Below are 15,739 nucleotides of genomic sequence, written 5' to 3'. Positions count from 1 at the left end.
GTATAGCCTATCAAAAAGTACTGTAATCATATAAAAATAAAAGTTTCCAACAGTATCCGCTAATAAATTCGGTGAGGTTGAGTGATTGGTGAGTGTTGCTCTAAGAATAACCAGCAGGAAAAACACCCCAAGAAAAAATTAAAATTGCTTGGGGCTGTTGTTCATCTTTACCAACACTTGAGCAAGGACGGCTAAGACCGGCAATTCCAATAAAGGGCCGATAATCAGCGCCAGCGCAATAAGCGGCTGATCCGGAAAAACGGTCAGCACGATCGCTAAGGCTATCGGGGAATTCCTGGCAATGGTGGTCATGTTCAAACTGATGATGTCTTTCACAGGGAAAGCAAAGACTTTTCCCAGGCCTTGAGCCAGGAAGAAATTGATGAGATAAAAGAGCCCAAGGGGAAGCAGCATCAGAAGAATCACCTGGAGATTATTGAGCAAATACGATGCCTCCGAGGCAAACATGGCCGTAATCGCTAAACACAAAAACACGATTTGGGACGAAGCAAAAAAAGGAATGACCTTTTGTTCCAGGATCTTTTTCTTTTGTCGGAACAGGTAACGGGTCAGCGTAGCCAATACAAACGGCACAGCTAAAAATAGGATTACTTCCAGGATCATGGCGCCTTCAAACGTTCCCATCGTTCCGGCAAAAATCCATAAGTACACCGGCAATAATGTTACCTGTAAAAGCAAATTCACCGGTAAAATAGATGTGGAGAGGGAGACGTTCCCTTTGGCTATCGACGTAAAGACCAAATACCAATCGGTACAAGGGGTGACTAATAACAGGATGAACCCCAGCCACAGGGCCGGATGATCAGCGAGAAACAAAGCTCCCAACCCCCAGGCCAACAGAGGCGTCCATACGAAGTTCATCAGCACACTGGTGCTGACAAAGGTTCGTTTGTGAAAGGCTTGTTTTAATCCCTGAAGCGGAATCGTCAAAAAAAGCCCGTAGAGCATGAGGAATAAAAAGGGCATAATCCATGCCTCGGCGTGCTGTTCGATCCAAGTGAATTGCCCTAGAAACAACCCAAGACCCACAGCAGCTAGAATAAAAAACGTTTGTGATTTTTCGATCATATTCATCAAATGAGCCCCCTTATCTTTCTAAAGGGTACGATGTGCACAACCTACCGTTAAAGCCAGTGTACCCTGCGATTTCGGGAGGCGCATTAGCCATATTGACCTGGAATTTCAAAGGAGCGAAAAAACGCCATGAATGAACAGCAATGGGAAGCCATTCGAACCAACAACAAAACCTATGACGGGATTTTCTATTATGCGCTGTCGACGACGAAGACCGTCTGTCGGCCTTCCTGCACCTCCCGGACGCCCAATCCGAAACATATATTTATCTACCGGAGTGTCGAAGCCGCCGTCCACGAAGGATTTCGGCCCTGTACCCGGTGTAAACCGGAAGCCGAAGACTGGGAGGGCTATCAGGAAGAAGTGGCCAAAGCCGCAGCGGCCTATCTTCAGACGCACTATCACGATCCGTATCGCTTGGCTCAGTTAGGCGAGGCCTTGAAGAAACATCCGTCCTATATTCATCGCAGCTTTAAAGCTATCCATGGCATGACGCCCCTGGCGTATCTTCATACGTTGCGCCTGGAAGAAGCGAAACGATTGCTGCACAACCAGCATCTTTCGATGATCGACGTGGCCCTGGACGTGGGATACAATGACAGCACGCAATTTTCGGTGAAGTTTAAAGCCTATACCGGCATGGCGCCCTCGATCTATCAAAAATCATTAAAAACAAAAAGTACTATTTAGTTCGGTAAACCAACCAATGATAGGAATGCTTATATAGATGAAAGCAGATGGCTATCTCTCCATGGAATTTTTCAGCCACCTAATCCATTAATGGAACTTTTTCTTGTTTTAGAATAATAAGCATACGTGCTCCTTGGGCCAAATCTTCTCATGGCTTTATATGCTGTGTTTTTTCTCTTCGTGGCCTCCCGAATCCCCCATTAGATCTTAAAGACGGTTTCTATAGCGGTCCTAGGAGAAGAGCCATTCATTTAGATGACGGGGCCAAGTTCAGGACGATCGCCATTTTTTGGATGCTAACATCGACCTAATTCTTCCCTTGATTTACTATCGCATCTTCCTATAAACAGCGTTGTGGTCGAAAACCGGCGGTCTTACCGGAAACCGATTAGGCCTATCTGTGGTGTCATCATCTTTAGCCCTGGGTTATAGTATTAGCAAGAACATTTAAAAGTTATTATTTATTTTTTAAGGTCGTACTACATTCATAGCATGTGAGCAATATCAGAAGCCGCCGTGGGATAAGCAAAAGTCATTTGTTTTAATTCTTTTGTAGAGATGCCAAAACGGATAGCTGTTGCAAAATGGTTAATAAGTTCATCAGCCTCTTCGCTCATCAAATGAGCCCCAACAATTCGATCGTCATCTTTATCGATAAGAACTTTAAAACTTGTATGAGATTCATTCGTGCGTTTATAAGTGAACCATCCCTCCACTTCTTGGTGCTTCACTTCAATATTTTTTTCTGATTTTTTTGCTTCCTTCTCCGTCATTCCTACGGAAGATAGCTTCGGCACTGTGAAAACCACAGATGGCATTGGTGGATAGTCTACTTTTTTCATGTTTCCTTTCAATATATTAGAAGCGACTATATGGGATTCCATGCTTGCTACGGGGGTAAGAGGTAAACCACTGGTTGAGGCAGCATCACCGGAGGCATAAACATGCGAATTAGTTACACTTTGGAGATAGTCGTTTACGACAATTCCATCTTTGTCTTTGTCAATTTTCCCTCTATCTAGATTTAAATCCAAGGCAGGTACTCGGCCTGCTCCATGCACAACTAACTCGGATTGAAAAGATATACTCTCTCCATTGCTTTGAGCTTGTACGTAAAATTTATCCTGACGTCTTTCGATACTTTCCACAGAGTGATCTAAATGAATTTGGATACCCAATTCTCTTGATTTTTGTAGTAGAGAATCAACTAAATCAGGATCAAAATTTTCTAAAGGTCTTTTACCACGATGAATGATGTGAACGTCTGCTCCTGCTCGTGCTGCAATATGAGCAAATTCAAAGGATATATACCCTCCGCCTACAAAAACGATGCTTTCAGGAAGGTTGTCCAGTTCTAAAAATTCATCACTATAGGTTAAATATTCTTCACCTCGAATCGATAAAGGGCTGGGCATAGCACCAGTGGCAATCAATATATACTTCCCCTCAAGGACTTCTTCTCCTACCGTTAATTGATTTTCATAAATAAATGAAGCTTTTCCATGATACGTATCTATTCCTTTTTGGTTTAATGCCTGCTCTTTTTTATCGGGCACAGAAGCTGTAAAAGTTCTTTTAAACTGCATAAGCTCCGGCCAATGAATGGTCGTATCTCCATGAATTCCAAGTCCTTTCATCCGTTCGTGCCAATCATATAGTTCGACGGCCCCGTGCAATACCTTTTTAGGATCACACCCTCGTAAAGCACAAGTACCTCCATAAGGGCGGTCGTCTACCATGGCTACATGCCATCCTGCTTGATTACACTTAGCTGCGGTGAGTGATCCTCCAGAACCTGAACCAATCACAATAAGATCGTATTTGTTGATCATTTTTATTTCCCTCCTAATATCTTTTCACGTTACACGTGCTTACTTTTTGAACTGCCAAATTCAGTATTTTACCCATGATCAACTATAGTTGATCGGAAGTTATAGGGTATAGATTTTTAACCAGCACAACAAGACAGTTTCGAGACATCTTTATCGAAAGTAAGGCTGGTTAATTTTAGTCCTTCCGCCATCGTAAGATAAGGAGCCATGGTCTCTTGGAGGTCATGAGCGGTTAATTTAAATTTCACAGCTAACGTAGCGGCATAAATGACATCTCCTGCATTTTCAGAAACCACATGAGCACCAATAATTTGGTTGGTTTTCGCGTCCATGATCAGCTTGAAAACACCATGAGTTTGGTGGTTTACTAACGCTCTTGGAACTGATCCTAATGGAAACACGGACGTTTTTACCTCATAGCCCGCTTGTTTGGCCTGGTGTTCTGTTCGTCCAATAGAAGCAATGGAGGGAGTCGTAAATGTCACTGCAGGGACATATTCTAGATTTTGCGTTTTTGCTGGTTGTTTGGCTACGTTTTGTCCAACGATGCCCCCTTGGTGAGCTGCCACATAAACGAATTGGGGACTAAGTGTTACATCGCCGGCTGCGTAGATATGAGAAATATTGGTTTCAAGAAAGTTATTGATTAAGACTTCGCCATCTTTCCCAAATTTTAAACCAATGTTCTCTCCTTGAAGTCGCTCCGTATTGGGCTTTCTCCCTGCAGCAATTAGAAGATGATCACTTTGAACGATTGTTGATTTTCCTTTCATTTCAATATGAACAAACTTTTGACCGTTTGTTTCTTCAACTTTGTGATAACGGACATCTTTCAATAAAGTGATGCCTTCTTCTTGTAATACATTTTCCATGGCTTCAGAAATTTCTGGATCATAGCCTTTCAAAAAGCTTGAACTGCGTTGCATCATCGTCACTTCAGCACCTAAATGGCGATACATTTGTCCTAATTCCAGCGCAATGTATCCAGATCCTATAATAAGTAGATGGTCAGGAACTTCACGCAACTCTAAAGCAGACGTACTTGTTAAAAAGGACGTTTCTTTTAATCCAGGAATATCGGGAATGAAGGGAGAAGCTCCTGTAGCAATTAAAAAGAATTCAGCCGTTAGATCTTTCCCTTCTACGGATATGGTGTGTGAATCACGGAAGTAAGCCTCTCCTTTGATGAGATCGAACCCGTACTCTTCAATCAGGTCTTCGTACTTTTCTTGGCGCAATTGGTTAACCAATTGCTTTTTTTGTGTTTGTAGCTCATCCATATTTGGTTGTTGAGCCGAAGTCATCAAACCCTGGAATGGCTGTTGTTCGGTTTGGAATTGAAGGTGTCCAGCTTGCAGAAGGGTTTTAGAAGGAACACATCCGATATTGACACAGGTGCCACCAATATCTCCTTTTTCTACCATGGCTACTCGTAACCCATTTTCAGAGGCTTGAATGGCTGCAGAATAAGCTGCTCCTCCGGACCCAATTATTAAAAAATCATAATCGTACCACCCCTCCGAAGCTTTTTTTTCACTATCAGATGAAATAGGAATCACCGTCCCCGGTTGGTATGGGGTTTTTTGTAGTTCTTTCTTTATATTTTCTTCTTTGTACCCATGTGGTAATAGGAATTCCGTTTCCCCTTTTTGATAGTTCACATGAATATTTTCAGCGCCATTTTGACGAAGGGTGTCTCGTACATGATTTTCACAGCTTACACATGTCATTCCTTTGATTTCCATTCGAATTGTTTTCATATTTATTTCCCCTTCATTTTTTAAGAGTAGCAATCTTTATTGGATAATGTATTTTTTCTCATACAGGCCCTTCTTCCTTTTCCACATCTTCAATCACGTGTTCTATCATCGGGCAGGCGTACAAGTCCCTTTCATTCGGACAACAGTCTTTTAATTCATTTAAAACTTTTTGGATGTGTTGTAAGTCATTAATTTTCTTTTCTACGTCTTGCTGTTTTTCTGAAACGAATTGATACATATCTTTGCAACGATCAGAATCTTTGTCTACTACGCCTAATAGTTTGTGTATTTCACTTAGTGAAAAACCAAGATATTGCATTTTTTTAATAAAATTAATACGCTTTACTGTGGCTGTTCCATATATCCGATAGCCTGAATGGTTTCGGTAGGGTTGAACTATTAATGATTGGCGTTCGTAGTAACGGATCGTTTCTTTGTTCACATTACAAATGTCGGCTAACTCGCTAATTTTCATTTCCAAAGAAATCACCTCTAGGGGTAGTATAAACCGTGTACCATAGTCCGGGGTCAAGAGGAGTTGATTTATTATGTCAATCGTAAGCTGAAGAGATAACATTTTTACTTTGTAGATTAAATATAGGATATTACTTAAGGCTTGTGATGCTCATGATGAAGAATAATTGAAGGTGAGCATGCAGTTCATGGATAGGTAGTGGAGAAAACTATTTAAAACGAAAAGAGGAAAGAATTCTATGTTTTCGACCATCATTACAGCAACAATTTTGTACGCAGCGACAGCCATCGATCTTCTTGTGATATTGATGATCTTTTTCGGGAAAGCGAAAACGAAAAAGCAATACCGGCAAATATATCTTGGCCAATATGTCGGCTCGTTGGCGCTCATTGCCATTAGTTTGATTTTAGCTTATGTGTTGAATTTTGTCCCAGAAGACTGGATGCTGGGGCTTTTGGGGATTATTCCCATGTATCTGGGTATTAAAGTAGCTTTTGTAGGCGATGATGATGAAGAAGCCGTCGAAGAACAATTGAATCAACGAGGGCTGGGGAAACTGACGACCACCGTCGCTTTGATCGCCATAGGCAGCTGTGGGGCGGATAACATCGGTCTCTTTGTGCCGTACTTTGTGTCGATTAACGTACCAGAACTCCTAACCACCTTAATCACTTTTGTGGTATTAATCTTTGTGTTGGTCTTTACGGCTCAAAAATTGACGGATATCCCAGGAGTGGGAGAAATAACGGAGAAGTTTGGGCGATGGGTCATGGCGTCCATTTATATCGGGCTGGGCGTGTACATTTTTGTGATCAATGGAACCCTTGGCTCATTGTTGTCTTTTCTCTGATCTTAAACGACTATCTAAATGAAACTAAAGAAACGTACAGTTGGCGTTCTCCGACAATAACGAATAATTTTGGTGATATAGCCAGAGGGGCTGTCCTAAAAATAGGACAGCCCCTCAGATTGTAGACAAAGGCCTCCGAAATCCATTTTCGGAGGCCTTTGTTATACCCTCGAGAGAAAAAAGAAGCCCCAAAGGACAAGCATACGTCTGTCGCCACCGCCAGGTGGCGAGTTTTTTGAGGTTCATCGCCGCATAAACAAGCATCGCCTGCGCGGTGTTTCGTTCCCCTCCGGCGAGGAGCGTCCAGCGCAAGCCATGCTTTTGTTTGAGATCTGCAAAAACCCGTTCGATGGTTTCTTTTCGTTCCGCATAGGTCCTCCGGTTCCACGGGGTGTGCCGAAGGTGTTCAGCTTCGTCCAGATCGTCCTGCCAGACATGGCGGAGGATCACCTTCCGGTGATCCCGGCTTTGGGTGCAGGTCTCGAGCAGCGGGCAGGACTGACAAATGACGGGATCCGAGGCATACTCCCGATAGCCCTCCCGATTCGTGGTGCGGTAGCGCAGGGCCTGATATTCGGGACAGAGATACGCGTCCAGATAGGCATCATACACAAAGTCCTGTTTGCGCAAACGCCCCGGCGGGCCCTTGGGCCGGGTATAAGGCATCACCGGGCGAATCGCCTGCTCGCGAAGCAGGTGAGCAATCGCCGGGGTTTTATAGCCGGCATCCACCGCGACAGCGTAGGGTCGGCCCGCCCGGGCCGTCACCTGGGCCAACAGCTCATGAAAGATCCGGCTGTCATGCACGTTGGCCCCGGTCACGATCGCTCCGAGGATAAACCCGTGCCGATCGCATGCGGTATGCCAGCTGTAGGCAAACATCTTCTCCCGTTCATCTTTGACGTAATAGCCGCTGTCAGGATCCGTCGTGCTTTGTTTGACCTCCCGTCCGCCCGGTTCGCGGCGGGCGGGAGGCAGGGGCTTTTTTCCGTGGGCCTCGCGGTCCCGGTGAATTTCGGCATCCAGTTGATCCTGGTAGGCCCGGGCTTCGGCCGCCAACTGAACTCGATCAAATTTTTTCTTGTTGGCGTTCGCTTTCACGTGGGTGGCATCGATATAAAAGACGGACGGATCCACAAAGCCGGCAGCCACGGCTTCCCCCAGCACCCGTTCAAACATCGCTTCGAACAACCCGCTGTCCCGAAACCGGCGCGTGTAGTTTTTGCCGAAGGTGGAGAAATGCGGCACGGGCTCCAGGAGATCCAAACCGAGGAACCATCGGTACGCCACATTCGTTTCGATCTCCCGAACGGTCTGACGCATGGAGCGAATGCCGAACAAATACTGGAGCAGCACCATTTTCACCAGCCGGACCGGGTCAATACTCGGCCGGCCGATGGGGGCATAGAGGGACGCAACTTCGTCGTAAATAAAAGAAAAATCCAGCGCGGCCTCGATCTGGCGGACCAGGTGGTCCGCGGGCACTAACTGATCCAACTGAATGGTTGCTTCCCGGTAACGAGCTTCTTCCGTATTCCGCCTCATCATGCGCCATAACCCCTTTCCAGGCTATTTCTTGTTATCATAGCATAAAAAAACTGCCGACACGCTCTCAATTTAGAGCCATTGTCGACAGTCTGAGGGGCTGTCCTAAAAATAGGACAGCCCCTTTCAGAGTGTTGTCTAGAAGTTAATAATTTTAGATACTAAAAAAACAAGGATTTCGCTCACCTGACGAAGCAGGAAGTCGCCTATGTGACGGGGTTGATTGACCATCGTCCCAGCAATGGTCGGCATGGCACAACCACCGAACGTGTTTTTCAAGAAGGGTTGCGCTTACATAGATAACCGAAGATGTTTTCAACAGATTTTCGTAAAGTATTCACATCCTTTCCTTTTTTCAACGTATTCTTTGGTATAAAGGGAGCAGGAGTTGATAATCACGCTATCATTCATATAAAAGGAGGAAAAACCTATGCGTCGTTTAATCGTTGGCTTCGCCGCCGGCTTTCTGCTTTCGCCTGCGGTGGCTGAAGCACATATAGGTCTAGAAAGCTCTGACCCTGAAAAGGGCGCCACGGTGGAAGCACCGGAAGATATCACGTTTTATTTTGATGGCCCGATCGAAGACTACAACGACATCATGGTTCAAGATAAACAAGGCAATGAAGTGAAAACCACTGACGTTTCCCTCGAACCCGAAGATCAATTGAATGTTTCGATGGAAGCTCCGCTCGAGGCGGGAGAATATGAAGCTTCTTTTGAGGTCGTCAGTGAAGACGGGCACATTATCGAAGGCAGTTCTTCGTTTATCGCCGAAGAAGCGCCAGAAGCAACAAATTCTTCCGATGAAGCCTCTTCGGACAACAAAACGGAAGGCGCGGAGGAAAGCGCCGAAGGGCAGACTGACAGTGGCGTGGATGAAGAAGAATCCGGCTCCAACATCCCCCTCGCATTAATTGGCCTCGGCCTCGTCGCTGTCATTGTTGTTCTATTCCTGGTCCGCTTAAAACGCCGATCATGATTCTGGCAGCAAGTAACGCTTTGCAGTATGTATTTTTCGCCGTCCTCGCCGGTACGCTTTTGCTTCAGATTGTTCCTTCGACACATCGGCCGGCGCTCTCGATCCCGTTTGCCGTTCCGGCAGCAGCTGCTGCTTTGTTACCAGTCGTTTCTTTTGTGCCTATCGCCCAGCTCAGCTGGACGGTAGCTGCTGGTAGGGAAGTTCCCTTTTTTGATGCCCTTAAGCGCATATTAGCCCAATATGAAGTGGGTCAGAGCTGGGTCGTATTGTTTGTCCTGAGTTTTTTCCTGATTGGGATATTTATCCTTTTCTTTCATTCCACCAGCATGCCACGGGCTGCTGCCGTCGTAGGCATCGTTCTTATCATAGGAATGATCGGTGCTTTAGGCGCGTCGGGACACGCCGCCAACGCGACCTCGCTCATCGGAGGTACGCTACACTTTTTCCATTTGCTGGCGGTGAGTCTTTGGATCGGAACGTTGTTGATGGTTAGCTGGTTTGCGGTTTCCTATAAACAATGGGCTTCATTTTTGGAATGGTTCACGCTGATCGCCGTTATGTGTATCATTATCATTGCCTCGACCGGCGTAATTATGGGACAGTTGCTGACAGACCCGTTTATAGGCTCATGGGCGCTCCCTTACGGGGAAGCGTTGATATGGAAGCATTTATTGTACGTTGTCATTCTCGTTTTCGCCCTTTTTAACGGCGTGTTTGTCCGCAGGCGACTGCATCAGACAACGAATTACAATCCGCGGCCGTGGCTACGGGCGGAAAGTCTAACCGCTATGCTTATCTTCGTGGTCACTGCTTTTATGACCGAGCAGCAGCCGAGCGGTACCCTACAGGATGAAGATCCGGCCTTTTTGTTTCACGTGCTCTATCCTGCTTCGGTGCCGGACAGCGCTTCTTTTCAGCTGCAGTTGCACCCCATTACCATTTTAAGTATGTTATTATCACTCGGGTTTTTATATTTGATGGGACAGAACTTTCGTCGCGGACGCTCGCCGTTCAGCGTCTTTATTCTCGGGCTCATGTTTGTACTAAGCGCCTACACCGGCCTTGTTTATATGCTCGACGTTGCCTGAGCAGGGGACACCAAGGATAAGCTATTGCGCGTCGCTGCGAGCAAGAAGACATGCCTATGATATAGGGAATTGAGCTCATTTGTATGCTGCGTAGAAACAGAAGGTCTTGAGGAAGCAGCTGCTTCTGAAATCATCGTGGCTATTCATCGCAATAACCCGATATATATCATGAAAGCCATTGTTCAAAGAGCTTTTATTCGATTAGGCTTGAAAATAGTTTGTTTTTTCAAGCCTAACAATCCTTTTTACAGCTAAATGGTGTTTTTGTAATCATAGTGTTTTGCCAATGATGAATAGTAAAGATGTGTTCCCTTATTCTTCTTAAAAGCCAATACAAACTATCGGGGGACTGAATTGATGGTAATGATCTATCTGCTTTGGCAGGTAGATTTTTGTTTGACGTTTTGGTAGTCGGAAATAGTTCGTGAGACCAAGGTGTGATTGTTCTAGAAGTCCTTTTCTTTGAAGCTTTTTGATTACGTCTATAGTTCATGCTTCGATGGCTTTGCTCAGTTCTTTGGAAGATGCACGAGTAACTCGTTTCATCATCACTAGTAAACACGTAAGAAAAACACGTTTAAAAATTGAAGTGTTGATGGTAACGTTACCTTTCATACGTTTAAGTAGCAATGATAAATATCTAAAAAGCATTCAATACAAATCGGGCTGATGCCCCATCGTCCCAGCAATGGTTGGCATGGGGAAACCACGGAAGATGGCTTTCGAGAAAAAGGGTTGTGCTTTCCATGGATAAGCTAAGATGAAAAAAGTCCGTCCCTTTTTCAGGGGACGGACGCTTCAAAGATTTTATGCTAGTCTACAGTGTCTTCAAACTGATAAAGAGGGGTACTCAAGTAACGTTCCCCGTTACTCGGAATGACCGCCACGACTTTTTTGCCTTTGCCGAGCTTTTTCGCTTCTTCCAGGGCGACATAAATGGTGGAGCCGGAAGAAATGCCGCCTAAAATGCCTTCCTCCCGGGCAGCACGGCGGGCATAGTCAAACGACTGCTCTGTGGTTACTTCCGCTACTTCATCATAAATGTCGGTGTTCAGCGTGCCCGGTACAAAGCCGGCACCAATGCCCTGGATTTTGTGAGGGCCTTTATTTCCGCCGTTTAAAATCGGGGAAGCCGCTGGTTCAATACCAACAATACGCATCTCCGGATAGTGCTCTTTCAGTAGACCACCTGCACCAGAAATCGTGCCACCCGTACCAATGCTGGAAACGAAGGAATCAATCGGTCCGTCCATCTGCTCCAGCAGTTCGCGACCGGTTGTTTCACGGTGGATTGTTGGATTCGCTTCGTTGTCAAACTGCTGCGGCATAAAGTAGCCTTTTTCTTCAGCGAGCTCATACGCTTTGGAAATCGCGCCACCCATGCCATCCGGTCCCGGTGTAAGCACCAGTTCCGCGCCATAGGCACGTAGAAGATTGCGACGCTCCGTGCTCATGGTCTCCGGCATGACCAACACTGCCGGATAGCCTTTGGCAGCAGCTACCATCGCCAAGCCGATGCCGGTGTTACCGCTTGTCGGTTCAACGATGGTATCCCCTTCTTTTAAACGACGATCCCGTTCAGCAGCTTCGATCATGGCAAGACCAATACGGTCTTTCACGCTGCTTCCTGGATTCATATACTCGAGTTTCAAATAAACATCTGCATCATTTTCCCCGGTTAAACGGTTGAGCTTTACGACAGGAGTATTTCCAATGAGTTCTGTAACGTTATTTGCAGCCTTCATGCATGCTCCTCCTTCAAAAACCAAGTAGATTTATTGGTTTTATGATAATTTAACCGTACCAAGGGGGTCAATTTCTGTCAATCTGTAAATCAAAAGGGGCAGAAATACTCTGGGAACGATTTTCAATGTCGGCTTTATTTATTTTTTGTTACTGGTCCAATTTATAATCTAGTCATCCACCGTTTGCTTTTAACAGTCCGGTTTCGGTTCGGGGGAAGCGGGGTGTTATTTACCGATAAGAAACGGTGCTTTGGTTTTGATCAAATACACGAACGGCACACTGATGAAAAGCGTAACTACCGTAAACATCATCCCCCATAACGAAGTGATCGGCATAGGATTGCCTTCAATGCCGAAGCCGTATTGAAGCGTTAGACGGATGATGGCAAAAATCATAAAATGAAGAGTGAAAATGATCAGGGAGTTCTGCCCCAAGTAATTGAGGATGCGGCTTTTTCCTTCCAGGCGGAAGCTTAAAAATAAAATACCTGCAATACCGAGCAGAGAAGTAGATATGAAAATAGGAACAGACTGATATTCCCCAACGCGCATGTCGATCCGGTTCGTCAATTGAATGAGCGGATATATCAAGCCGAGTGCTGCTGCGCCTGCTGCCCATCCGAAGGGCTGCTCGAATATGGTTGTCCGGGCTTTTAACAAATAACCAAGGCCGAAAAACAATATGGCAACGGTAGCTACTTGAATACTCCAGGGAAGCAGGGGGTCAAACCAGCGGGTGGAAAAATATCCTGCTGCCGCGACAGCGGCAATACTGATCATGCGGATGCTGTTCCACGGGACGTATTTGAGCAGCAGAAAAAAACCAATTTCGACCACAAACAGACAGGTTAAAAACCATATAGCCGGGTTGTAGGTGAGCAGGTAGTTGTCTCCGGCAGAGTAAAAAATACCGAGAGCAGGAACAATAGCGTCAACGTCATCTTGACCCAGAAGAGGGCGTTCCAGAAAAAACCAGAAGGCGTATGTCATGATGGAAAAGGTAAAATAAGGAATAAGCAGCGAACGGCCTTTTTTCCTGGCGAAATCGACCGGCCGGAGGTCTGTATAGCCGCCTTTAAACGTTATCCCAGATAAAAGAAAGAATAAAGGCATATGGAACGCGAAAATATACTGGCGTAAAATATCGTCAATGGGAGCATGGCCGAGGACCACCAGGATAATGCCAAGACCTTTGGCACTATTCACCCATTCAAAGTGCTGATTCATCATTATCACCTGCGTCAACTGTTCATGGTAGTGTCAGAATTGCTGAAAATACAGCATATCATGGAGAAAAAGCGAAAACCATCGCAAAGATATGTAAAAAACTCTAATGTTGCAATTTTGAAAACAAATGTTGGTCATGGATGAAATATGGGAAATCATCGATAATATCATCCAAGTGATGGGTTTGCGGGTCAGGCCACGCTGGTAGGATTCATACACGCTTTCTAAGGTCGCCGGTGCTCCTGACGGCTGGTATGGAAGACCTCGCTGATGATGCCGGCAAAAGCCCAGGCAAGCAGCAGCCAGGCGGTTTGAAGGAGAAGCAGGTAGCGTCGGATGGCCGGAGCACTCCGCAGGCGATACCCGCCCATCGACGGCTTGCTTTTGGTTTCCTGAAAAAAGGTTTCCATCGCCCACCGGTACTGATACCAGGATAATACCTCACCAGCTGTCATGGAGGCGTCTATAGAAGAAATGTAGATCATCTTCACGTTTTCTTCAAACTTGTATGCGATCATGTCTTAGGAAGAGGAGGAATAACCATGAACAAAGAAGATATCTCAATCATGAATGAAAACATGTCCATGATGAATGAAAATACGTCCATGATGAATGGAGGAATGTCCATGATGTCTTGGGGGATGTGGCTCTGGATGCTTCTGCTGATCGCGCTGGTAATTGTGGCTATTTACACGCTTGTCCATGTCGCGATCAATGCCAAAAAAGACAACAAGGCACGGGCTTCGTCTTCGGAGGCATCGTTAAACACGTTGCGGGATCGGTTTGCCAAGGGCGAATTAACGGAAGAAGAATTTGAACAAAAACGCCGCGTGCTTCAGAAAGACAAATAAATGGTCGAAGAGAGCCCTCGTTCATCATGGAAGAGGGCTCTCACTTGTGTTGCCATCCTTTGGCAAGATAGTCTACTACTATAGGGGACGGTCTTTTCTCCCAAAAAACCGGGCGAATGAGAACATATCGACGTTCGCGCCGTAGAAGGGATGTGAAAAAGTGCGAAGGGGGCTGCGAACGTTTCGGAAACATATTGCCGTGAAATTAGCCGCTATTTTGTTTTCGTTATTGGTCGTGGTGTTAGTGCCACTCGCTTTGGTTATCCATGAAGTGATTTCTGGGCTCTTCGTTGAGCGAGAAGTGGAGGACATGAGGCAAAGCGTTTCTCACTATGGGTCCATGTACGACGAAAACGGTACGATTGCCACCAGCGTTTTGGAAACGTTGACCGCCGCGCATCAGGATGTGTATGTACTGGATGAGCATTTTCAATCCAACCGGCACGTGGGAGACAATACGACGGCCTTTGCCGCTGAAATGCCTCCGGAAGCACGCGAGGAGATCCGAGCAGGGGGCATGGTGGAACGAACCTATACTGAAGAAGCCACGGGAGAAAACTACCTGGTTGTCGGCAGGGCCCTGCCGACGAATGAAGAAGGAACGGGAAGCTTGTATCTGTTATCGTCCCAATCAGTGATCGAAGCGGACATTCAGGAGATTCAGCGATTGATGACGCTTGCGGTCGTCGGGAGTTTTCTGCTGGCGTTTGGTTGTATCATTGTGCTGGCCCGGCGCCTGACGCTGCCTTTGGTGCGGATGGAACAAGCGACCCGTCAACTAGCCAAAGGTGAGTTGGAGGTTCGGGTCGAGCATCCGTCCCAGGACGAAGTAGGATCCCTGGGCACGGCGATTAATGATCTGGCCCGGGACCTGAAACAGTACCGGGACGCCCGAAGAGCGTTTTTGGCGGATGTTTCGCATGAATTGCGAACACCGGTGACGTACATCAAAGGCTATTCGCATATCCTGCAGGAAAAGCTGTACGATCATGCGGAAGACCAGGAGGCGTACGTGGCTATTCTGTCGAATGAAGCCGAACGATTAAATCGTCTGGTGGAAGAACTGTTCGACCTGGCGCAAATGGATGATGGCCATATGAACTTCATCCACCAACGAGTAGCCGTTGGTCCGTTGATTCACCGCATCGTCGACGGGTTTGCTTTCCCCGCCCGTCAGCAGGGGCTGGAACTATACGTAGACATCGAGGAAGAACTGGTCGTGGACGGAGATGAACGGCGATTGGAACAGGTGGTCACGAACCTGTTAACGAATGCCCTGCGTTATACGGAAACTGGAAGCATCTCGATTCAAGCTTTCTCCAATGCCAATCACCAACCGGTGATCACCGTGACGGATACAGGCGTCGGCATCCCGGAGGAGGACCGGCCGTTTCTTTTCGATCGATTTTACCGGGTGGATAAGTCCCGGTCGCGGGAAGGCGGGGGCACGGGGCTGGGATTGGCCATCGTGCAGCAATTAATGCATGCGCATGACGGAGAGATTCACGTTTCCAGTATCCCGGGAGAAGGCACGTGTTTCAGGCTCATCTTCCCCTCGCTTGGAAAAGATGTTTAATGGAAAGAAATTTTTTGATGGTTCTT

General features: G+C 46.3%; 14 protein-coding genes. 6 read left to right on the top strand and 8 right to left on the bottom strand.

Going from position 1 to position 15,739, the window contains the following annotated elements; translation table 11 throughout:
* Window positions 1–138: 138 nt before the first annotated feature.
* Complete coding sequence (locus tag ACTTK7_RS10805; RefSeq protein WP_462868115.1) at window positions 139–1,095, bottom strand: arsenic resistance protein; 957 nt, start codon at window positions 1,093–1,095, stop codon at window positions 139–141.
* Between the two features lie 129 nt (window positions 1,096–1,224).
* On the opposite strand from ACTTK7_RS10805, the gene ACTTK7_RS10800 reads away from it, so the two are divergent.
* Window positions 1,225–1,785, top strand: a complete 561-nt coding sequence (locus tag ACTTK7_RS10800; RefSeq protein ID WP_462868113.1) for a bifunctional transcriptional activator/DNA repair enzyme AdaA — start codon at window positions 1,225–1,227, stop codon at window positions 1,783–1,785.
* A 485-nt stretch (window positions 1,786–2,270) separates the two neighbouring features.
* Here the strand turns inward: ACTTK7_RS10800 and ACTTK7_RS10795 are convergent, their stop codons facing one another.
* The 3 genes from ACTTK7_RS10795 to merR form a co-directional block, all read right to left on the bottom strand.
* A complete protein-coding gene (locus ACTTK7_RS10795) occupies window positions 2,271–3,617 on the bottom strand; it encodes a dihydrolipoyl dehydrogenase family protein (RefSeq protein WP_462868112.1) in 1,347 nt (448 codons plus the stop codon).
* Window positions 3,618–3,733: 116 nt separating this feature from the next.
* Window positions 3,734–5,377 (bottom strand): mercury(II) reductase, encoded by a 1,644-nt coding sequence (merA, locus tag ACTTK7_RS10790; protein ID WP_462868110.1) that lies wholly within the window; start codon window positions 5,375–5,377, stop codon window positions 3,734–3,736.
* Window positions 5,378–5,435: 58 nt separating this feature from the next.
* Complete coding sequence (gene merR, locus ACTTK7_RS10785) at window positions 5,436–5,858, bottom strand: Hg(II)-responsive transcriptional regulator (protein WP_462868109.1); 423 nt, start codon at window positions 5,856–5,858, stop codon at window positions 5,436–5,438.
* A 232-nt stretch (window positions 5,859–6,090) separates the two neighbouring features.
* On the opposite strand from merR, the gene ACTTK7_RS10780 reads away from it, so the two are divergent.
* Window positions 6,091–6,702: a CadD family cadmium resistance transporter gene (locus ACTTK7_RS10780; protein ID WP_462868108.1), complete on the top strand. Its 612-nt coding sequence runs from the start codon at window positions 6,091–6,093 to the stop codon at window positions 6,700–6,702.
* Between the two features lie 114 nt (window positions 6,703–6,816).
* On the opposite strand, the gene ACTTK7_RS10775 is transcribed toward ACTTK7_RS10780, so the two are convergent.
* A complete protein-coding gene (locus tag ACTTK7_RS10775; protein ID WP_462868106.1) occupies window positions 6,817–8,250 on the bottom strand; it encodes an IS1182 family transposase in 1,434 nt (477 codons plus the stop codon).
* 427 nt (window positions 8,251–8,677) lie between these two features.
* On the opposite strand from ACTTK7_RS10775, the gene ACTTK7_RS10770 reads away from it, so the two are divergent.
* Together ACTTK7_RS10770 and ACTTK7_RS10765 are read left to right on the top strand one after the other, a co-directional pair.
* Window positions 8,678–9,226 carry a copper resistance CopC family protein gene (locus ACTTK7_RS10770; protein ID WP_462868104.1) on the top strand — a complete coding sequence of 183 codons (549 nt, stop codon included), beginning with the start codon at window positions 8,678–8,680 and terminating at the stop codon, window positions 9,224–9,226.
* A 20-nt stretch (window positions 9,227–9,246) separates the two neighbouring features.
* The gene (locus ACTTK7_RS10765; RefSeq protein WP_462868102.1) at window positions 9,247–10,314 is read left to right on the top strand and encodes a copper resistance D family protein; all 1,068 of its coding nucleotides are present in this window, start codon (window positions 9,247–9,249) and stop codon (window positions 10,312–10,314) included.
* 812 nt (window positions 10,315–11,126) lie between these two features.
* On the opposite strand, the gene cysK is transcribed toward ACTTK7_RS10765, so the two are convergent.
* The 3 genes from cysK to ACTTK7_RS10750 all read right to left on the bottom strand — a co-directional run bounded on the left by cysK (window position 11,127) and on the right by ACTTK7_RS10750 (window position 13,771).
* The gene (cysK, locus tag ACTTK7_RS10760; RefSeq protein WP_462868100.1) at window positions 11,127–12,059 is read right to left on the bottom strand and encodes a cysteine synthase A; all 933 of its coding nucleotides are present in this window, start codon (window positions 12,057–12,059) and stop codon (window positions 11,127–11,129) included.
* Window positions 12,060–12,284: 225 nt separating this feature from the next.
* The gene (locus tag ACTTK7_RS10755) at window positions 12,285–13,286 is read right to left on the bottom strand and encodes an acyltransferase family protein (protein ID WP_462868098.1); all 1,002 of its coding nucleotides are present in this window, start codon (window positions 13,284–13,286) and stop codon (window positions 12,285–12,287) included.
* Between the two features lie 224 nt (window positions 13,287–13,510).
* On the bottom strand, window positions 13,511–13,771 hold the full coding sequence (locus ACTTK7_RS10750) for a hypothetical protein (RefSeq protein WP_462868096.1): 261 nt from the start codon (window positions 13,769–13,771) through the stop codon (window positions 13,511–13,513).
* Between the two features lie 57 nt (window positions 13,772–13,828).
* Between ACTTK7_RS10750 and ACTTK7_RS10745 the strand changes: the two genes are divergently transcribed.
* Both ACTTK7_RS10745 and ACTTK7_RS10740 read left to right on the top strand, forming a co-directional pair.
* Window positions 13,829–14,137 carry an SHOCT domain-containing protein gene (locus ACTTK7_RS10745; protein ID WP_462868094.1) on the top strand — a complete coding sequence of 103 codons (309 nt, stop codon included), beginning with the start codon at window positions 13,829–13,831 and terminating at the stop codon, window positions 14,135–14,137.
* A 160-nt stretch (window positions 14,138–14,297) separates the two neighbouring features.
* Window positions 14,298–15,713 carry a sensor histidine kinase gene (locus tag ACTTK7_RS10740; protein ID WP_462868092.1) on the top strand — a complete coding sequence of 472 codons (1,416 nt, stop codon included), beginning with the start codon at window positions 14,298–14,300 and terminating at the stop codon, window positions 15,711–15,713.
* Window positions 15,714–15,739 lie beyond the last annotated feature (26 nt).

The organism is Marinococcus tarijensis (assembly GCF_054971385.1).
Note: the sequence above shows the minus strand (reverse complement) of the source record. Positions and strands in the feature narration are given on the sequence as shown.